This is a genomic window from Bradyrhizobium sp., assembly GCF_047605465.1.
Lineage (GTDB): Bacteria > Pseudomonadota > Alphaproteobacteria > Rhizobiales > Xanthobacteraceae > Bradyrhizobium.
In genome coordinates this window covers 1-20,087 of sequence record NZ_JASGFS010000024.1, presented here as the reverse complement: position 1 = coordinate 20,087, position 20,087 = coordinate 1, and the positions used below count along the sequence as shown (strand labels likewise).

Below are 20,087 nucleotides of genomic sequence, written 5' to 3'. Positions count from 1 at the left end.
TACGGTCTGGTTAACTGGGAGGGTGCAAGTTATGCGGAAAGTTAAAGGTAAAAATCCCGGAAATTCGATGCAGCGAGCCGCCTAGATGGAGCCTTCTCCCACCCACCGCGCCAGCTTTTCGATCGGCAACGAAGCCGAGTCCAAGCGTGTCGTCGACGTGCTCACCGAGATCTTCTTCGAGGGCGATGCTGCGGTCGCAGCCTTCGAGCGACCGGACGGACAATGGGACGTGACGCTGCATTTCGCCGAAGCGCCGGACCAGGGATTGCTGCGCGAACTCGTTGCAACTTCAGCAGGAAACGAGATCGCCGCGACGCTCGTCTTCGACACGGTCGAAGCCAAGGACTGGGTCCGCGCGAGCCTCGAGGATCTCGTGCCGGTTCCAGCCGGCCGCTTCGTCGTGCACGGCAGCCACGACCGCGACCGTGTGGCGCCGAACAAGCTCAGAATCGAGATCGAGGCGGCCCTCGCGTTCGGCACCGGACACCACGGTACGACGCGTGGCTGTTTACTCCTGCTTGACCATGTCCTGAAATGCGCGCGGCCCAGACGCGTGCTCGACCTCGGCACGGGAACCGGCGTGCTGGCGATCGCGGCGGCGAAGGCTCTGCACCGCGCGGTGCTGGCCTCCGACATCGATCCGCCCTCGGTGCGCGTGGCCGCCGAGAACGCGACGCTGAACGAAACCGGCAACCATGTCCGGGTAATCCGCGCCACAGGTTTCGCCGCACCGGATTTTGGAAAGGCCGGTCCGTTCGACCTGGTGCTGGCCAACATCCTTGCCAATCCGTTACGGCTATTGGCGACCCCGATGGCGCGTCACCTGGCGCCGGGCGCACGCGTCATTCTCTCGGGCCTTTTGACGCACCAGGCGCCCGCCGTGATCGCCGCCTATCGCGCGCGCGGCCTCGTGCCGGTGCGGCACCTGCGGATCGAGGGGTGGAGCAGCCTGTTGCTGCGCAAGGTGGGATGAACTGAGGAGCTAAACCGCTTCGGCGCCGCAGCCCTGCGGCTTCCGGTCCTCATGGTGGAAAGGCGCGCAAACGCCGTCTCGAACATGCAGCCCCGATCATGGCCTCGCCCTTCGGGACGCTTGCGCGGCAAGCGACTCAACGCGAAGATTGAGACAGAGGACGCCTACTCTGACGGCTTGTTGTCGTCCCTTCGGATCGGCAGACGCTCGCCCTGCAAGGCACGACGGGCGCGGCGCTCGGAAAAGCGGTCGATCATCTGGCTGATGACGCCGCGCGGCTTCTTCGGTGTCGTGGCGGCCGGGACGCGGCGGACCGGCGGCGAGATCTTCTCAAACATGAACGCAGGCATCGTGTATCCCCTCGTCGTTGAGTAGAAACACTTGCTCGAATTTCCCTGTTATCAGGACGAAGCGCAACTGCCGCATCCCTTACGCTCCACTCGACTCAAGCGGAACTTTTTCAAGCACAGTCCATGCCAGATGCGCCGCGAATGCGTCTACATTGCGGACTCATCCCCACGGTCCTAGATTGGATCCACCATGTTCGAAGCGCACTTCCAGACGTTCGAGGAGCCCGAGGCCGGCGTCGCACTGACGGCGCGTCTTGCCGCGCTCCGTGAAGAGCTCGCCCGCCGCAAGCTGACCGGTTTCGTCATTCCGCGCGCCGACCAGCAGCAGAACGAATATGTGGCGCCGTCGGAAGAGAGGCTCGCCTGGCTGACCGGCTTCATGGGATCGGCGGGACTTGCGGTGGTTCTCGTCCGGGAGGCCGCCGTGTTCGTCGACGGCCGCTACACGCTTCAGGCGTCCAAGCAGGTCGACACCAGGGCCTGGGCCGTCGAATCGCTGATCGATCCGCCGCCGGAGAGCTGGGTGTCGGCGCACCTGAAGCCCGGCGACCGCCTAGGATTTGACCCGTGGCTGCACACTTTTTCGGCAGCCGAGCGCCTGTCAGCCGCCTGCGCCAAGGCCGGCGCCGAACTGGTCGCGGTCGAGAGCAATCCGGTCGACGCCGTCTGGCCGGATCGGCCGCCGCCGCCGGTCGCGCCGGTCGCCGTGCACGGCCTGCAATATGCGGGGGTCGCCGAGGCCGACAAGCTGGCGCAGATCCGGACCGAGATCGGAAGGCTGGGCGTCGACGCGCTGGTGCTGTCCGACAGCCATGCCGTGGCCTGGACCTTCAACATCCGCGGCGCCGACGTCGCGCACACGCCGTTGCCGCTGTCCTACGCGCTGGTGCCGAAGGACGGCCGGCCGACCGTGTTCATCGACCACCGCAAGCTCTCCAACCTGACGCGCGATCATCTCGAGCAATCCGCCGACGTGCGCGAGCCCGACGCGATGGCGCCGACCCTGATGGCGCTCGCCAGGAGCGGGGCCGCGATCGCGCTCGACAACGCCACCGCGGCCGACGCGCTCAGCCGGCTGATCGCAGGCGCCGGCGGCAAGCCGGTGCGCGGCAGCGATCCGATCGCGCTGCTGAAGGCGGTCAAGAACGCGACCGAGATCACGGGCACGAAGACGGCGCACCGGCGCGACGCCGTGGCGCTGGCGCGCTTCCTGGCCTGGGTGGACCGCGAAGCGCCGACCGGCAAGCTCACCGAGATCGACGCGGTCGAAGCACTGGAAACGTTCCGCCGCGACACCGGCGCCCTGAAGGACGTGTCGTTTCCGACCATCTCCGGCACCGGACCGAACGGCGCCATCGTGCACTACCGCGTCACCCGCAAGAGCAACCGGCGGATCGCACGCGGCGACCTGCTGCTGATCGATTCCGGCGCGCAATATGAAGACGGCACCACGGACGTCACCCGCACCATGGCGGTGGGCGAGCCGACGGAGGAGATGCGCGACCGTTTCACCCGCGTGCTGCGCGGCCACATCGCGATCGCGCGCGCGGTGTTTCCGGACGGCACCACGGGCGCGCAGCTCGACACGCTGGCGCGGCAATATCTCTGGGCCGCCGGCGTCGATTTCGAGCACGGCACCGGCCACGGCGTCGGCAGCTATCTCAGCGTGCACGAAGGACCGGCCCGCATTTCGAAGCTCGGCACCACGCCGCTCAAGCGCGGCATGATCCTCTCCAACGAACCCGGCTACTACAAGACAGACGGTTTCGGCATCCGCATCGAGAACCTCGAACTGGTGGTCGCCGCCGACATTCCGGGCGCCGAGAAATCGATGAACGCGTTCGAGGCGCTGACCTTGGCGCCGATCGACCGCCGGCTGATCGAGGTCGGGATGCTGAACCGCGACGAGCTCGACTGGCTCAATGCCTACCACGCCCGCGTCAGGGCCGAGGTGCGGCCGGCGCTGGACGAGGCGACGAAGGCGTGGCTGGACCAGGCGACGGCGGAGCTGAAGGCCTAAACGGCCCTCGCATGGCACTACGCGGTTGGCGCAAGGCTCAACCGCCTTTTGCCCGCGATCTTAGCGACTTGGCGCATTCCCAGCCACGCTTGTCCGTCAAATGACGGCTTCCTGCGCACTGATATGATAACAGTCCCGGAATCGGTATAGCCGCATTCCGAAACGCCGATATTCGTCTTGTGCGAGCAAGCTACAGTCCGATTCGACTTCGAGAGACGGACACGCATGCACGGCATGATCAGCAGGCCGCCGGACGCGGCAACACGGAACATCGCGACTTCGCGCGTGGTGTTGCTGCTGCTCGTCGTCATGACCGGGATCGCGCCGATCTCGCTCTACATTCTGGTTCCGGCCCTACCCATCCTGGCGACCAGTTTCGGCAGCGATATCTCGATCGCGCAGATGACGGTGTCGCTCTACATGGTCGGCATCGCACTCTCGCAGCTCACCATGGGGCCGCTGTCGGACAAGTTCGGCCGGCGCCCAGTGCTTCTCTCGGGTCTCGCGCTGATGGTGGCGGCGAGTGTCGCCTGCATCTTCGCGGAGACGCTGCCGCAACTGATCGCCGCGCGCTTCTTCCAGGCGCTCGGTGGCGCCTCCGGCATGGTGGTCAGCCGCGCCATCATCCGCGACATCTACGAGCGCGACCGCGTCGCCTCCATGATCAGCCTCGTGGTCGCCGCCCTGATGATCGGCCAGATGGTGTCGCCGCTCACGGGCGGTCTCATTGAAACCGCGTTCGGTTGGCGCGCGATCTTCTATGCCGTCACATTCGCCGCGATCGCGGTCGCGGTCGGCATCGCGATCGCCTTACCCGAGACACGCCGGGACCGTGCCGTCGGCAGCGGCGGCTTTCGCAGCGACGTCGGCACGCTGATCAAGAGCCGCGCCTTTATCGGCTATGTGATGTGCCAGGTACTGGCGTCCCAGATCATCTTCACCTTCGCCGGCGGCGGCCCCTACATCGTCGTCACGCAGATGGGACGGACCAGCGCCGAATACGGCGCGTGGTTCGCGACGACCGGCTTTGCGTATCTCGTCGGCAATCTCCTCTGCGTGCGCTTCGCGCCGCGGCATTCGCTGGAGAAGCTGATCTGGTTCGGGCTTGGTCTGCAGCTCTGCGGCAGCCTCTTGAACCTGCTCTGGAGCTTTACCGGCTGGAACGAGGCACCCGCCTGGCTGTTCGGCACGCAGATGATCGTGATGGTCGGCAACGCCTTCGTGATGGCGAACTCCGCCGCCGGCGCCATCAGCATCCGTCCCGAAGCCGCCGGCACCGCGTCAGGCGCAATGGGCTTCCTGCAGCAAGGCATCGGCGCGCTGATGTCGCAATTCGGCGCCTATCTCGGCGGCCACTCCACTACGACCCTGCCGCTGACCTCGGCGGTCCTCGCCATCTCGCTGCTCTGCGCCTGCATGATGATCTTCGTCGTCCCCCGCCGCGAACTGGTGGTGAGCGAGGAACTGATCGAGCAGGCGGAGGAGGAAGAGACCGGAATGATGTGAGGGCTGTGCGCGTCCGCCGTCACAACACGCTCGGTGTCATCGCCCGCGAAAGCGAGGCGTCCGTCATACCGCACCTACTCCGCATCCTCGCGCCGTCTTTGGAATACTGGATCATCCGCGCTCGCGGATGATCACGGCGAGGCCGTGGAAACCGAAGCGCGCCTCACTCTTCGATCAGCTTCAGCCACTCGTCCTCGGTCAGCACCTGGACTCCGTGCTTGTTGGCGTCCGCGAGCTTCGAGCCCGCGCCGGGACCGGCGACGACGAGGTCGGTCTTCTTCGACACCGATCCCGAAACCTTCGCGCCGAGCCGCTCGGCAGTCGCCTTGGCCTCGTCGCGCGTCATCTTCTCCAGCGATCCCGTGAACACCACGGTCTTGCCGGCGACGGCCGAGTTGCTCTTCGGCTTCTCGGCGTCGACGATCTCGACTTCCTTGGTCAGGCGCTCGACGATGCCACGATTGTGGCTCTCGCCGAAATAGTCGGCGATGCTCTTGATCACGGTGTCGCCGATCTGGTCGAGCGCGTCCATCTCGGCCATCGCCTCCTCGTCACCCTTGGCGACCTTCAGGCAGGCGTCATGGAAGGCGTCCCAGGAGCCGTAGCCGCGGGCGAGCGCCAGCGCCGTGGTCTCACCAACATGACGCATGCCGAGCGCATAGACGAAACGCTCCAGCGCGATTTTGCGCCGGCTCTCGATGGCGCCGAACAGATTGCGCACCGAGGTCGCGCCGTAACCTTCGATGTCCTCGAGCTTGAGCTTCGAATTGCGCTTCTCCAGCGTGAAGATGTCGGCGGGCTCCTTCACCCAGCCTTCGTCGAAGAAATACTGAAGCTGCTTCTCGCCCAGGCCGTCGATGTCGAAGGCACGCCGCGACACGAACAGCTTGAGGTGCTCGATCTTCTGATAGGGGCAGGCGAACTCGCCGGTGCAGCGGGCGCGGGATTCCTCCTCGCCAGCGGCCGTCTCTCCCCGCGTGACGTCGGTGTGCAGCGGGCACGGGCACTTCTTCGGGAAGTGGAATTCCTTCGCAGCCTTGGGCCGCTTGTCGAGGACGACGTCGACGATCTGCGGGATGACATCGCCGGCGCGCTGGATCACGACGGTATCGCCGATCCTGATGTCGCGTCCTTCGCGCAGGACCTCGCCCTTGTTGCCGATGCCCTTGATGTAGTCCTCGTTGTGCAGCGTCACGTTCTGCACGATCACGCCGCCGACGCCGACCGGCTCCAGCTTGCCGACGGGCGTGAACGAGCCGGTGCGGCCGACCTGGATCTCGATGTCGCGCAGCACTGTCATGGCGCGCTCGGCCGGGAATTTGTGCGCGATGCCCCAGCGCGGCGTGCGCGACACGAAGCCGAGCCGTTCCTGCCAGTCGATGCGGTCGACCTTGTAGACGACGCCGTCGATGTCGTAGTCGAGCTCGGCGCGCTGCTCCTCGATCGCATGATGGAAGGCGAGCAGCTCCTCGACGGAGTGACAGAGCTTCGTCAACGGATTGGTCCGGAAGCCGCAGCGCTCGAACCAGTGGATCATGCCGCTCTGCGTGCCTTCGGGCATCGCGCTCATCTCGCCCCAGGCATAGGCGAAGAAGCCCAGCGGACGCGAGGCGGTGATGGCCGGGTCCTTCTGCCGGAGCGAGCCCGCCGCCGAATTGCGCGGATTGGCGAAGATGGTGTCTCCGGCCGCCTTCTGGCGCTCGTTCAGCGCGAGGAACGCCTTCTTGGTCATGTAGACCTCGCCGCGCACCTCGCATATCTCGGGGACGTTACGGCCCTTCAGCTTTTGCGGCACGTCTTCGAGCGTGCGGATGTTTGCGGTGACATCCTCGCCCTCCGCGCCGTCGCCGCGCGTCGCCGCGGTCACGAGTTCGCCGCCCTCGTAACGCAGCGACATCGAGAGGCCATCGATCTTCGGCTCGGCGGAGAAATCGATCTTGTCGTCGGCGAGCTTGAGGAAGCGCGCGATACGGCCGGCGAAGTCGCGGACGTCCTCGTCGGCGAAGGCATTGTCGAGCGACAGCATGGGAACGGCATGCCGGACCTTCCTGAAACGCCCCGATGGCGCGGCGCCGACCTTCTGCGAAGGCGAGTCCGCGCTGACGAATTCAGGAAAGCGCTTCTCGATCGCGTTGAAGCGCTGGCGCAGCGCATCGTATTCGGCGTCGGTGACCGTCGGCGCATCGTCCTGATAGTAGCGCCGATCATGGCCCTCGAGTTCGAGGGTGAGCCGCATGTGCTCGACCTTGGCCTGCGCCTTGGTGAGATCGGCGACGTCGCGAAGCGGCTTTGCTTTGGATTTTGCTGCTCTTGCCATCATACTTAAAGTTATAGCTCGTCGTTCCGGGATGGTCCGAAGGACCAGACCAGGAACCTCGAGATTCCGGGTTCGCACCTCGTGCGCCCCGGAATGACGAAATCGTTCGGGCGGGGGCTCATGGCCCATTACGTCTATATTCTAGCAAGCCGCCGCGATGGGGCAATCTACGTCGGCGTCACCAGGGACCTCGCACGCGCATCCACGAGCATCGAATCAAGGCAGTCCCCGGCTTTACAGCCAGATACAACATTATGCGGCTGGTCTGGTTCGAAGCCTATGACGATCCAATCTCGGCGATATCACGCGAGAAGGAGCTCAAGACGTGGAGACGGACCTGGAAAACCCAGTTGATCGAGGAGGATAATCCGAACTGGGCCGATCTGTACGAGTCGATCCGCCGGTGAGAAGGCTGCTCTGGCACGGATTCGAGACCCTAGCCTCGAATCTCGAGATTCCGGGCTCGATGCTTCGCATCGCCCCGGAATGACGATGCAGGGCTAAGCCGTCGCCGCCCGCAGCAGTCGGTCCGCGGCGGCTCTTGCCTCGGCCGTGATCTCGGCGCCGGCGAGCATACGGGCGATCTCCTCGCGGCGGTGGTCGGCGGCGAGCGCGTTGACGCGCGTGGCGACGCGCTTGCCCTTGTCGAGGGCATCCTTGGAGATCAACAGATGCTGGTCGGCGCGCGCGGCGACCTGCGGGGCGTGGGTCACGGCCATCACCTGCACCTTGCCGGCGAGGCGCGCCAGCCGCGCACCGATGGCATCCGCCACGGCGCCGCCGACGCCGGTGTCGATTTCGTCGAACACCAGGGTCGGTGCCGAGCCGCGGTCGGACAGCACGACCTTCAGCGCCAGCAGGAAGCGCGACAGCTCGCCGCCGGAGGCAACCTTCATCAGCGGCCCCGGCTTGGTGCCCGGATTGGTCTGCACCCAGAACTCGACGCGATCGAAGCCCTGCGGCCCCGGTACGCTCTCGTCGGTTTCGACCTGGGTCATGAACTTCGCGCGTTCGAGCTTGAGCGGCGCCAGCTCGGCGTTGACCGCCTTGTTGAGCTTCTCCGCCGATTTCTGCCGCACCAGCGACAGTTTCTTGGCCGCGGTCGCATAGCGCGCATCGGCCTCGATGGCGGCCTGCTCCAGCTTCTTCAACTGCGTGGCGCCGGCATCGATCAGCACCACGTCGGCGGCATATCTGGCGGCGAGCGCGGCGAGGCCATCCACCGGCGTCGAATATTTGCGGGACGCGGCACGCAGGCTGAACAACCGCTCCTCGATACGTTCGAGCTCGGCCGGGTCGAAGTCGGTTGCCGCGAGGGCGGCCTGGAGATGCTGGTCGGCCTCCTCCAGCGCGTTGATCGCCGTGTCGATCGCCCTCACCGCCGGCTCGACCAGCGCCGGCGAGTTGACGCCGCGCCGCTCCAACCGGCGAACCGCGGCCGAGAGCGTTGCGACCGGCGAATGGTTGCCGCCGACCGCTTCCTGGGCCTCACGCAGGTCGGAAGCGATCTTCTCGCCCTGCATCATGGTGGTCCGGCGCGAGGCGAGCGAGGTCTCTTCACCGTCCTTGGGCGCGAGCTGCTTCAGCTCGTCGGAGGCATGGCGCAGATAGTCGGCCTCGCGCGCGGCGCGTTCCATGCCGGCGCGATGCTCCTCCAGCGCGGTGTTCGCGGTGCGGCGCGTCTCCCACAGCGTCTCAACGGCGACGACGTCCTTTTCCAGGCCGGCGAAGGCATCGAGCAGGCGGCGGTGGGTGGCGGCATCGACCAGGGCGCGCTCGTCGTGCTGGCCGTGGATCTCGACCAGCGCGGCGCCGACCGACTTCAACGTCTGCACGCTGATCGACTGGTCGTTGATGAAGGCACGGGTGCGGCCGTCGGCGAGCTGAACCCGGCGCAGGATCATCTCCCCGGTGTCGTCCAGGCCATTCTCGGCCAGGATCTTCGCGGCAGGGTGATTCTTGGGGATATCGAAAACGGCGGTGACCTGTCCCTGCTCCGCGCCGTGGCGCACGAGGCCGGCATCGCCGCGGCCGCCGAGCGCCAGCGCAAAGGCATCGAGCAGGATGGATTTGCCCGCACCGGTCTCGCCGGTCAAAACCGCGAGGCCGGTTGCGAATTCGATATCGAGCCGTTCGATCAGGACGATGTCACGGATCGACAGACGCGCCAGCATGGAACCAGATTTCCTAGCCGAGGCCCAACTTCTTGAAGGACCTGCTGATCCAGGACCCCTGATTCTCGCTCGGTTCGAGACCGCCGGATTTTACAAGATTATATGCGTCCTTGTACCAGCGGCTGTCGGGAAAATTGTGCCCAAGCACGGCAGCGGCGGTTTGCGCCTCGCCGACGATGCCGATCGCCATATAGGCCTCGGTGAGCCGGAACAGCGCCTCCTCGACGTGGCGCGTGGTCTGATACTGGGTCACCACCGCCTTGTAGCGGTTGATGGCGGCCGTGTAGTCGCGCTTCTGCATGTAGTAGCGGCCGACATTCATTTCCTTGCCGGCCAGCTGGTCGCGGGCACCTTCGATCTTGGCCTTGGCGGAGGTCGCGTATTCGGACGTCGGATATTTGCGCACCACCTCTTCGAGCGCGGCGATCGCCTTCTCGGTCCGGGCCTGGTCGCGGCTGATGTCCGGGATCTGGTCGTAATGCGAAGCTGCGATCAGGTACTGCGCATAGGCCGCGTCCGGGCTTCCCGGATGCAGGGTGACGTAGCGGGTGGCCGCACCGATGCAACCGTCATAGTCGCCGCCCTGATAGGCCGAATAAGCCGACATCAGCAGCGATTTGCGCGCCCAGTCGGAATAGGGATGCTGGCGGTCGACCTCTTCGAACTTCTTGTTCGCCGCCTTCATGTCCTTCTTCTCGTTCATGAGGTACAGGCCCTCATTATAGAGCTTGTCGGCGGGCTCCTCGACGAAGGTGTCGTCCTTGGAGGTGAACTTGTCCCAGAGGTCGCCGGTGCCGCAGCCGGCAAGCGGCAGCGCGAGCATCAACAAGGTGGCAGCCTGAAGCAGCCCACGGGCCTGGGGCGAACCTGCGAAATATCCGCGCGTCATACGCTGTGCCGACATGAATTTGAGACCTGACGCCCTGTGATGCGGTGGCTCGCCAGCCCATGAACCCCGTCATGGGCGCGAAATGTGACCGTGGTGCCTGCCATGCGACCACGCCGGTGTAACCGAAAAACGATCGTTAACCAACCGGATAGGCAGGCATTTCGCCCGGATTAAGGCGAACGTGCCGCAATGCTAGTCGATCATGGTTACCAGGAGTTTCCAGGGGAGAACGCCTGCGACAACAGGTCTCTCAGGAGACGTCCGGCCCGTAGGCCGCGGCGATCCGTCCGCCGACGATACCGCTGCCGACCTCGACGACGGGGCGCGTGGTGCGGCGGGCCGCTTCACCCTCGACCACCCGCCAGGCGGTACGGTCGGCGAGCAGTGCGGTCAGCACGGCGTGATTGAGCTTGTGGCCACCGCGAATCGAGCGGTAGGCGCCGAGCAGAGGCAGGCCGGCCAGCGCGAGATCGCCGATCACATCCAGAACCTTGTGGCGGGCGCACTCATCGGCGTAGCGCAGGCCTTCGGTGTTGAGCAGGCGCTCGTCGTCGAACACGACGGTGTTGTCGAAGGAGGCACCGAGCGCATAGCCCGCGCTCCAGAGACGCGCGACATCGCACATCTGGCCGAAGGTCCGGGCGCGGCCGACTTCACGACGGAACCGTTCCGGGTTCAGGTCGAAAGCGTAGCTCTGCTGGCCGATCACGGGATTGGTGAAATCGATCTCGACCTCGACGCGGAACCCGTTGGCGTAGGGCCGGATCTCGCCGAAGGAATCGCCGAGCTTGATCGAGATCGGCTTCAGAACCTGGATGAAGCGGCGCTGCGCCGACTGGGTGACGATGCCGGCCTGCTCGATCGCCGCGATGAAGGCCGCGGCGCTGCCGTCCATGATCGGGACTTCCGGACCGTCGATCTCGATGGTGGCGTTGTCCACGCCCATGCCCCGCAGTGCAGCAAGCACATGCTCGGCGGTGGAGACCAGCGGGCCGTTGCGATCACCGAGAACGGTGGCGAAATCGGTCGCGATCACCTGGTCGGCAGTCGCCTGAACTTCCCGGTCGCTTCCCTCGAGCCCGGTGCGGACAAAAACAAGACCCGCGTCGACAGGCGCAGGTCCGAGGGTAAGAGTGACGGGAAGACCGGAGTGAACGCCTACGCCTGCCACGGAGGCTTGCGCACGAAGCGTTGTTTGCCGGCTAAATTTCATCAGGAACCCGCCCCACTACGACCCACTGCGACTTCTACAAGACCCGACGCATCGACCGAAATCGACCGCCCGAATCTCCGTATCCCCAAGTCACGGCGAACCATAGTCACTGCCTCAAACAGCGCCAACTCACGCTTTTTTACCGATTGTTACCCCAAACCTGCCGTATTCGCGCCAAGGCTTAACCAAATTGCGCCGGTGTTTGAAGCCGTTATCCGTAGCTTTACTGAACCACCGAATACATAATTAATGATTTAAAATCAGTCGCTTGACGACACGATCCCGTCAGATGGAACCGGAAAAGAAAAGGTCCCGGCGAGCTTCCCGCCGGGACCTTTTGCATCTGCCTTATTGTAACAATCCTCAGGTCGCCTGCCGCCGCAGGAAGGCCGGGATATCAAGATGGTCGTCTCCCTGTGGCGCCGGGGCAACAGGCGCGGGACGTCCGTGCATGTCGAGACCCTGCGGCGCCGGACGGCGGGCATACTCGGATACCGGCTCGCTGGCCGCGATCTGCTGCGCCACGGTCTTCTGCGGCTTGCGCTCCGGCAGTGCCGGCATCGCGGGACCTGCGGTGCGGGCGGCGATCGGCGGCTCGCTCTCCTCGTCGCGACGGCCGAGGCCGACATTGGCGAGTCGCTGCAGCAGCGACAGCCGGCTCTTCTGGGGCGTCTCCTCCTCGACCTCGCCGCGGGCCTGGCGCAACTCGGCCTGGGCCGGCATCGGCAGTTCCTCGATTCGCGGCATCCGCGGCGCGCGGACCGGAGGACGCTCGGCCTGCGGGGGAATGAAGGTTTCGGGCGTCATCGGCTCGTGCATCGCGATCGGGGCCTGCTCAGGCTCCGGGAACAGCGTGGGCTTCTGCGCGATCGGGCGCACGGTGACGTCGCCGTAGGAGGCCGGCTGCACCGGCGCCTGCGCCTGCGGCACTTCCGGGGCAACAGCCGCGGCGATGGCCGCAAGGGCGGCGCGCTCGACATTGGGACGCGGCGCGATCGGCGCCGCCTGGGCCGGCGCGGCGGCCGGGACCTGGGCTTCCAGCTTCTGGGCGCGCTCGGCCAGACGCTGGTTGTCGGCGCGGAGCCGCGCGGTCAGGTCGGCGAGACGGCTCTCGGCAGCGGCGGCCGGAACGGCGGGAGCCTGCTGCACCTGCGGTGCGGCGTTCGCGACCGGGGCGCTCGAGGCCTGGCTGTTGCGGGCGATCGCGGCCTGCTCGATGCCGGTGGCAACGACCGAGACGCGGATCAGGCCGTCCAGCGCTTCGTCGAAGGTCGCGCCGACGATGATGTTGGCGTCCTGGTCGACTTCCTCGCGGATACGGGTCGCGGCTTCGTCGACCTCGAACAGGGTGAGATCCTTGCCGCCGGTGATGGAGATGAGGAGGCCCTTGGCGCCCTTCATCGAGGAGTCGTCGATCAGCGGGTTGGCGATCGCGGCTTCGGCGGCGGTCAGCGCGCGCTTGTCGCCGGAGGCTTCGCCCGTGCCCATCATCGCCTTGCCCATCTCGCGCATGACGGCGCGGACGTCGGCGAAGTCGAGGTTGATCAGGCCTTCCTTGACCATCAGGTCGGTGATGCAGGCAACGCCCGAATAGAGCACCTGGTCGGCCATCGCGAAGGCGTCGGCGAAGGTGGTCTTCTCGTTGGCGACCCGGAACAGGTTCTGGTTCGGGATGATCAGCAGCGTGTCGACCACCTTGTGAAGCTCGTTGATGCCGGCTTCAGCGGTGCGCATGCGGCGGCCGCCCTCGAAGTGGAAGGGCTTGGTGACGACGCCGACGGTGAGGATGCCCATGTCGCGCGCGGTCTTGGCGATCACCGGAGCCGCACCGGTGCCGGTGCCGCCGCCCATGCCGGCGGTGACGAACACCATGTTGGCGCCCGAGAGATGGTCGCGCAGTTCGTCGATCACCTCTTCCGCCGCCGCCGCGCCGACGTTCGGCTGCGAACCCGCGCCGAGGCCCTGCGTGACCGCCGTGCCCATCTGCACGATGCGCTGCGCCTTCGACATCGTCAGCGCCTGCGCGTCGGTGTTGGCGACCACGAAATCGACGCCCTGCAGGCCCGCCGTGATCATGTTGTTGACGGCATTGCCGCCGGCGCCGCCGACGCCGAACACGGTGATCCGGGGCTTCAGTTCGTGAATATCAGGAACATTGATGCTGATGGTCATGGTTGCCTCTCGATCACGCGCGCGTGGGTTCGCCCCGGCCGGCGGCCGCGGGAGTTGGTGAAAATCGGGATTGCGGAAATGCAGTCATCAGAAGCCCTCGCGTAGCCATCGTCCGACCTTTCCGAAATAACCGCCGGTCCCTGTCTTGACCTGCTGCCGCGTATGCCGCGGTTCGACATGTTCGTGATGAACATATTGCGGGTAGACCAGTAGTCCGGCCGGCACAGCGAACGCGGCGTTCTTCGCCTCGTTGGGCAGCCGGCCGAAGCCGAGCGGACGTCCGACCCGTACCGGCCGGCCGAGAATCTGCGTTCCGAGTTCGACGAGGCCGGTGAGCTGGGAGGCGCCACCCGAGAGCACGACACGGCCCTTGGGCTCTGCCGCGAAGGGCGAATCCTTCAACTTGTCCCGAACCATCTCGAAGACTTCCTCGGCACGATGCTTGACGATGTTGGCGATTGTGGCGCGAGAGACGATCTGCGGCAGATCCTGCTCGTCACCGGCTGTCGGCACAGACATCAGCTCACGCGAGTCCGAACCGCCGGTGATGACGGTCCCATATAACGTCTTGATTCGCTCGGCATCGGCAATGGTCGCCGAGAGTCCGCGCGCGAGATCCATCGTGATGTGTTGCCCGCCGACCGCAAAACCGGCCGCGTGCACGAAACGGCCGCCGGCATAGACCGCGATCGTGGTGGTGCCCGCGCCCATCTCGACCACGGCGGCGCCGAGATCGGCCTCGTCGTCGGTGAGCACCGACAGGCCGGCCACGTAAGGGCTCGCAGCCATCGCCTCGACGTTGAGGTGGCAGCGTTCCACCGCCAGCATCAGGTTCCGCGCCACCGTGGCGTCGCAGGTGACGACGTTCATGTCGACGCCGAACTGGCGCGCGACCATGCCGCGGGGATCGCGGATGCCCTTGACGCCGTCGAGCGTGTAGCCGACCGGAAGCGCATGCAGCACCGTGCGGCCATCGCCGGTGGCGTGGCGCATGCCGGTGGAGGTGACGCGGCTGACGTCGGCGGGCGTCACCGCGCCGCCGCGAATGTCGGCCGCGGCTTCGACGAGCTGGCCGGACAGCCTGCCCCCGGACACCGACAGCAGCACGGACTCGACCCGCACCTTGGCCATCTTCTCGGCGAGCGCGACGGCCTGGCGCACCGCCTGCTCGCATTCGCCGAGATCGACGACCGCACCGGCCTTCATGCCGCGCGCCTGGATCTGGCTGTAACCGATCAGTTCCACCGCGTGGGTGCGGCCGCGCAGCGCCTCGCTCGGCGCCGACGGCTTCAGCCGCGCGATCATGCAGGCGATCTTGCTGGTACCGATGTCGAGGCAGGCGACGAGGCCGCCACGCTTGTGCGGCATCGGGCGCGTTTTCGGCGTCTGGGTGCGATCGAGGCCGGTCATGCGGAATCTCCGGCCTTCTTCTTGGACTTCTTGTCCTTGAACTGTTCCTCGCGCGCCTTCGCCGCGTCGTCGGACAACTGCACGATCAGGCGATCGGGCAGGCGCATGTCGACGGCGACGATGTCGCGGGAGAACAGCTTGTCTTCCTTGTCGAGCCTGGAGAGCGCGGCCAGCGCGTTGCCGACGTCCTGCTCGGGCAGGCGGACGTCGAGGCCGTCCTTGAGCCTGAGGTTCCAGCGGCGCTCGCCGACGAAGATCACGGCCTTCGTCACCGCATTCACCTGCGGATAGCGCGCGAGCAGCGCCAGGAAATCACGGGCCTGGGTATCGGCGCCCTTGCCGACCACGAGCGGCAGCGACAGGAACCGTCGCGAGACATAAGGCTCGAGCACCGCGCCGTCGTCGGCGATGACGGAGAGCCGCCCGGCCTCCTGCCACAGCGCGAACGCCTTGCGCTCCGTGATGTCGATCATGAGCTGGCCCGGATAGAGCTTCAGCACGGTTGCGTCGGCGATCCAGGGATTGGCCTTGAGCTTGTCGCGGACGTCGTCGGCGTCGAGGAACAGCAGCGACGACCGGCCGCTGACGCCGCCGATCGCGAGGATCTCGTCCTGGCTGAGCTGCTTGCGGCCGTTGATCACGACCGAGGTGATGCGGAACCCGGCCGAATTGGCCAGGGCATTGCGGGCATCGCTGACGGCAGTGATGAAGTCCTGGAGATGGCCGCCCTTGACGATGCCGAGGCCGCAGCTTCCGACCAGGAGCAGCACGGTCATGCTGATCCCGACCCGGCGCGGCATATAGCGCTCGACCAGCGCGACCACGCGCGGCTGCGGCTCACGTTCGACGACGGCTTTCGCCCTCGCCCTGATCCTGGTCTTTTCCCTGGCGGCCTCGCGCCTGTCCTGCGCCCACTCGCGCAGAAGCACGACCGCTCCGACAGCGGCCGCCTTCAGATCAGCTTGGGGCCTCAGCGATCTGAAAAGCGACCGGGTGAGGCTTCCTGCACCATCCATTGCACGAGCTCGTCAACAGTTTGCCCGCAACACCACGCGGGACCTGGCGAACATGACGTCTCGGACTTGCCGGGCCGGGTTTTGGTCTTCAGCAGAAGAAGCCTCTCCCCTCCAAGCGCTTGCTGACGGCGGGAACACCCGCGACAGCTCACGCGCCGGCAGCCAAAGCGCCATATGCGCCGCCAGCGTTAACCTTCGGCCTTCCTGGTAAACAAAAGGTAAAATTCGTTAACGGGAGATGCTTTTTGCCCCGTCTTGTGAGGCCTTTATGCCGCGATGTCTGGCATTTTACCGGTTTCGGCCACCAAAGTGCCCGGTTTCGCCCGTCCGGCCGTTAACCAATCCTAATTATTTCCGGACCCGCGCCTCGGCGAGCTCGATCAGGCCGTGCAGGAAAGCGACGAAGGCGATGCCCTCGACCTTCAGCGCCTTCGGATAGAGCGAGGATTTCGTCAGCCCCGGCAGCGTGTTGGTCTCAAGATAGACCAGGCCCTTCGGCGAGACGATGAAGTCCGAGCGGGAATAGCCGGTGCAGGACATCGCACGATGCGCCCGCATCGCGTGATCCATCAGCGTCGCGGTGACCTCGGGTGTGAACCGGCCGGGGCAGATCTCCTGGGTCGACTTGAGGAGATATTTCGCGGCGTAGTCGAAATTGCCCTCGCCCGGAATGATCTCGATCGGTGGCAGCGAGACGATCGAACCGTCCGGCCGCTCCAGCACGCCGCAGGTCGCCTCGACGCCGGCGATGTAGGGCTCGATCACATAGTCTTCGTGCCTGGCGGCATTGCGGACCGCGACGAGATCCTGCTTCGCATTGACGAAGATCAGGCCGTAGCTCGATCCGTCGCGCGCGGGCTTGGCGATCAGGCGGCCGTATTCGGCGAAGGCCGCGTCGATCTGGTCCAGCGCGATGTTCGCCGGCGGCGTCACGCCGCCGAGCGCGGCGAAATGCTTCGCCGCGATCTTGTCGAAGGCGAGATGCGAGGAGGCCGAGCCCGAACCGGTGAACGGCACGCCGCGCGCTTCGCACATCAGCTGCAATTCGCCGTTCTCGGCACGTCCGCCATGCAGGCCGAGCACCAGAAGGCGCCCTTCCGCCTTGGCCTGGTCCAGCGCCTGCGCGAGCGGAATGCCGCGCGTGCCCGGCTTGAACTCGTCCTCGAAGGGACGCGCGTGCTCGAGGAGCTGCTTCGACTGGACGGTGTGCACGTTGTCTTCGACGTCCCACCACCACAGATCGGCCTCCGGCAGCGCCTGATGCAGCGCCTGGGCCGAGGCGACCGAAACCAGACGTTCGCGGTTGGAGCCGCCGAAGAGGATGGTGATGCGCATTCGCTGCCTCGCGTTTGGTCATTCCGGATCGCGCAAGGCGCGAACCCGCAAGCTCGAGAATTCGGGTCCGATGCTAACGCGTCGCCCCGGAAGGATTGTTAAGGGAAATCCCGATCCGCTTGATTTCCCAGTGTAGCTCAATTCCGGAATTCGCCTTCACCCGCTCGCGCACGGTCTCGCCCAGCGTCTCGATGTCGTGCGCGGTCGCATCGCCCGTGTTGATCAGGAAATTGCAGTGCATCTCGGAGACCTGCGCGCCGCCGACGCGAAGGCCGCGGCAACCCGCCGCGTCGATCAGCTTCCAGGCGGAATGGCCGGGCGGATTCTTGAAGGTCGAGCCGCCCGTCTTCTCGCGGATCGGCTGTGCGGTCTCGCGATGAGCCTGCACCTCCGCCATGCGCGCACGGATCGTTTCCGCGTCCCGGATCTCGCCGCGAAAGCGCGCCGACGTGAAGATGATGGAGGGATCGACGCCGCTGCTGCGGTAGACGAATTTCATGTCGGCGTTTGCGAAGACGTGCTTGCTGCCGTCGCGGCCGACGCCGCTCGCCTCGACCAGCACATCCTTGGTCTCGCCGCCATTGGCGCCCGCATTCATGCGCAGCGCGCCGCCGATGGTGCCGGGAATGCCGAAAAAGAATTCGAGCCCGCCGATATGGGCTGAGGCCGCGACTTCCGCCACGCGCTTGTCCAGCGCGGCCGCGCCGGCGGTGACGACATCGCCGCTCGCGGTCGCATCGCCGAAGGCGCGCGGCGCAAGCCGGATCACCACGCCGAACAGGCCGCCGTCGCGCACGATCAGGTTGGAGCCGACGCCGACGACATGGACGGGAATGTCGCCGTCGAGATGCGCGAGAAAATAGGCGAGATCGTCCTCGTCCGCCGGCGTGAACAGCACCTGCGCGGGACCGCCGACGCGAAACCAGGTGAGCTCGGCCAGCGACTGGTTGGCGAGCAACCGGCCGCGGAGATCAGGCATCGCAGATTTGAGCGAGGGCGTGATGTCCGGAAAGTTCATGTGAGGATGCCGCCCCGGCAGGAGCCCATCGCATGTGGAAGGGAATGACACGCGCGCATGGTCATCCCAGCGCCTTCAGCTCGTCCGGCAGCGCATAAGCCCATTGCGTGATGTTGCCGGCGCCGAGGCACACGACGAGATCGCCCGGCTTCGCGATGCCCCTGACGATTCCGGCGAGATCCGCCGCTCCCGGCAGCGGGATCACCTGGCGATGGCCGTGGGCGCGCAGCCCCGCGACGAAATGATCACGATCGATGCCCTCGATCGGCGCTTCCCCCGCGGCGTAGACCTCCGCGACGACCACCGCATCGGCATCGTTGAAGCAGGTGCAGAACTCCTCGAACAGCGATTGCAGGCGGGTATAGCGATGCGGCTGCACCACCGCGATGACCTTGCCGTTGTAGGAATCGCGCGCAGCCTTGAGCGCGGCCGCGATTTCGACGGGATGGTGCCCGTAATCGTCGATGACCGTGACGCCGTTCCACTCGCCGGTCTTGGTGAAACGCCGCTTCACGCCGCCGAAGCCAGCGATGGCGGCGCGGATCTTGTCGTCGGAGATACCGAGCGTGTGGGCCACCGCAATCGCCGCCGTCGCATTGGATGCGTTGTGCCGGCCCGGCATCGGCAGCGCGAGATCGGCGATCTCGTGCGCGGTGCCGGCCTTGCGGTTGCGGATCACGACCTTGAATTTCGAGCCGCCGCCACCGGCGGTGAGATCGACCAGCCGCGCATCGGCCTGCGGATTCTCGCCGTAGGTGATGATGCGGCGATCCTCGATCTTGCCGACGAGGTTCTGAACCACCGGGTGATCGATGCACATCACGGCAAAGCCGTAGAACGGCAGGTTCTCGACGAAGTGCCGGAAGGCGTCCTGCACGGCGTCGAAGGTCTTGAAGTGATCGAGATGTTCGGGATCGACATTGGTGACGATCGCGACCTCGGCCGGAAGCTTCAGGAACGTCCCGTCGCTTTCGTCGGCTTCCACCACCATCCACTCGCCGGCGCCGAGCCGCGCGTTGGAGCCGTAGGCGTTGATGATGCCGCCATTGATGACGGTGGGATCGAGACCGCCGACATCGAGCAGCGTCGCGACCATGGTCGTCGTCGTGGTCTTGCCATGGGTGCCGGCGATGGCGACGCAGCTCTTCAGCCGCATCAGCTCGGCCAGCATCTCGGCGCGGCGAACCACGGGAATGCGCTGCGCCCGCGCCGCCATCAATTCCGGATTGTCGCGCTTGATCGCCGAGGAGACGACGACGACCTCGGCACCGTCGACGTTCTCGGCCTTGTGGCCGACCGAGACCTTCGCACCCTTCTTGCGCAGCCGTTCGAGATTGTAATTGTCCGCGGCGTCCGAACCCTGCACGGCATAGCCGAGATTGACCAGCACCTCGGCGATGCCGCTCATGCCGATCCCGCCGATCCCGACGAAGTGGATGGGTCCGATCTCGCGCGGCAGTCTCATGCTCTATCCCGTCGTTCCGTCGTCATGGCCGGGCTTGTCCCGGGCATCCACGAATCCTTACCACTTCTTGCAAGACGTGGATGGCCGGGACAAGCCCGGCCATGACGGTAAAAATATGGAAATCCGGCGTTTCGCCTCAGATTCCCGCGACTTTGACCACCAGATCGGCCAGGCGCTCGGCCGCGTCGAGCCGGCGCGGCTCGCCGCCATGGCCGAGGCGCTCGGCGTC

At 65.9% G+C, this 20,087-nt stretch carries 15 protein-coding genes and 1 pseudogene; 5 read left to right on the top strand and 11 right to left on the bottom strand.

Annotated features, from left to right (window positions below):
• Positions 1-85: 85 nt before the first annotated feature.
• A complete protein-coding gene (locus QM712_RS19150) occupies positions 86-973 on the top strand; it encodes a 50S ribosomal protein L11 methyltransferase (protein ID WP_415024696.1) in 888 nt (295 codons plus the stop codon).
• A gap of 164 nt (positions 974-1,137) precedes the next feature.
• Here the strand turns inward: QM712_RS19150 and QM712_RS19145 are convergent, their stop codons facing one another.
• Positions 1,138-1,323: a hypothetical protein gene (locus tag QM712_RS19145; RefSeq protein ID WP_415024695.1), complete on the bottom strand. Its 186-nt coding sequence runs from the start codon at positions 1,321-1,323 to the stop codon at positions 1,138-1,140.
• Between the two features lie 190 nt (positions 1,324-1,513).
• Between QM712_RS19145 and QM712_RS19140 the strand changes: the two genes are divergently transcribed.
• Together QM712_RS19140 and QM712_RS19135 are read left to right on the top strand one after the other, a co-directional pair.
• Positions 1,514-3,343: an aminopeptidase P family protein gene (locus tag QM712_RS19140; protein WP_415024694.1), complete on the top strand. Its 1,830-nt coding sequence runs from the start codon at positions 1,514-1,516 to the stop codon at positions 3,341-3,343.
• Between the two features lie 225 nt (positions 3,344-3,568).
• Positions 3,569-4,849: a multidrug effflux MFS transporter gene (locus tag QM712_RS19135; protein WP_415024693.1), complete on the top strand. Its 1,281-nt coding sequence runs from the start codon at positions 3,569-3,571 to the stop codon at positions 4,847-4,849.
• Between the two features lie 163 nt (positions 4,850-5,012).
• Here the strand turns inward: QM712_RS19135 and ligA are convergent, their stop codons facing one another.
• Positions 5,013-7,166 (bottom strand): NAD-dependent DNA ligase LigA, encoded by a 2,154-nt coding sequence (gene ligA / locus QM712_RS19130; RefSeq protein WP_415024692.1) that lies wholly within the window; start codon positions 7,164-7,166, stop codon positions 5,013-5,015.
• Between the two features lie 120 nt (positions 7,167-7,286).
• On the opposite strand from ligA, the pseudogene QM712_RS19125 reads away from it, so the two are divergent.
• Positions 7,287-7,573, top strand: a pseudogene (locus QM712_RS19125) (GIY-YIG nuclease family protein).
• A gap of 93 nt (positions 7,574-7,666) precedes the next feature.
• Here QM712_RS19125 and recN read toward each other — a convergent pair.
• The 9 genes from recN to murC all read right to left on the bottom strand — a co-directional run bounded on the left by recN (position 7,667) and on the right by murC (position 19,858).
• Positions 7,667-9,340 (bottom strand): DNA repair protein RecN, encoded by a 1,674-nt coding sequence (gene recN, locus QM712_RS19120; RefSeq protein WP_415024691.1) that lies wholly within the window; start codon positions 9,338-9,340, stop codon positions 7,667-7,669.
• 13 nt (positions 9,341-9,353) lie between these two features.
• Positions 9,354-10,244 carry an outer membrane protein assembly factor BamD gene (locus QM712_RS19115; protein WP_415024690.1) on the bottom strand — a complete coding sequence of 297 codons (891 nt, stop codon included), beginning with the start codon at positions 10,242-10,244 and terminating at the stop codon, positions 9,354-9,356.
• A gap of 235 nt (positions 10,245-10,479) precedes the next feature.
• Positions 10,480-11,442 (bottom strand): UDP-3-O-acyl-N-acetylglucosamine deacetylase, encoded by a 963-nt coding sequence (gene lpxC, locus QM712_RS19110; RefSeq protein WP_415024689.1) that lies wholly within the window; start codon positions 11,440-11,442, stop codon positions 10,480-10,482.
• A 363-nt stretch (positions 11,443-11,805) separates the two neighbouring features.
• Positions 11,806-13,614 carry a cell division protein FtsZ gene (gene ftsZ / locus QM712_RS19105; protein WP_415024688.1) on the bottom strand — a complete coding sequence of 603 codons (1,809 nt, stop codon included), beginning with the start codon at positions 13,612-13,614 and terminating at the stop codon, positions 11,806-11,808.
• Positions 13,615-13,701: 87 nt separating this feature from the next.
• A complete protein-coding gene (gene ftsA / locus QM712_RS19100) occupies positions 13,702-15,024 on the bottom strand; it encodes a cell division protein FtsA (RefSeq protein WP_415024687.1) in 1,323 nt (440 codons plus the stop codon).
• Entirely contained in the window at positions 15,021-16,040 is a 1,020-nt protein-coding gene (locus tag QM712_RS19095) for a cell division protein FtsQ/DivIB (RefSeq protein WP_415024686.1), read from the bottom strand. Before QM712_RS19095 ends, ftsA begins: the two co-directional genes overlap by 4 nt.
• 348 nt (positions 16,041-16,388) lie before the next feature.
• Complete coding sequence (locus QM712_RS19090; RefSeq protein ID WP_415024685.1) at positions 16,389-17,375, bottom strand: D-alanine--D-alanine ligase family protein; 987 nt, start codon at positions 17,373-17,375, stop codon at positions 16,389-16,391.
• 73 nt (positions 17,376-17,448) lie between these two features.
• On the bottom strand, positions 17,449-18,393 hold the full coding sequence (gene murB, locus QM712_RS19085; RefSeq protein WP_415024684.1) for a UDP-N-acetylmuramate dehydrogenase: 945 nt from the start codon (positions 18,391-18,393) through the stop codon (positions 17,449-17,451).
• Positions 18,394-18,454: 61 nt separating this feature from the next.
• Positions 18,455-19,858, bottom strand: coding sequence for a UDP-N-acetylmuramate--L-alanine ligase (murC, locus tag QM712_RS19080; protein WP_415024683.1), 1,404 nt, complete (start codon positions 19,856-19,858; stop codon positions 18,455-18,457).
• Between murC and QM712_RS19075 the strand changes: the two genes are divergently transcribed.
• Positions 19,857-20,087: hypothetical protein (locus QM712_RS19075; RefSeq protein ID WP_415024682.1), on the top strand; the 231-nt coding region annotated here is incomplete at its 3' end. The two genes, murC and QM712_RS19075, sit on opposite strands and share 2 nt — an antisense overlap.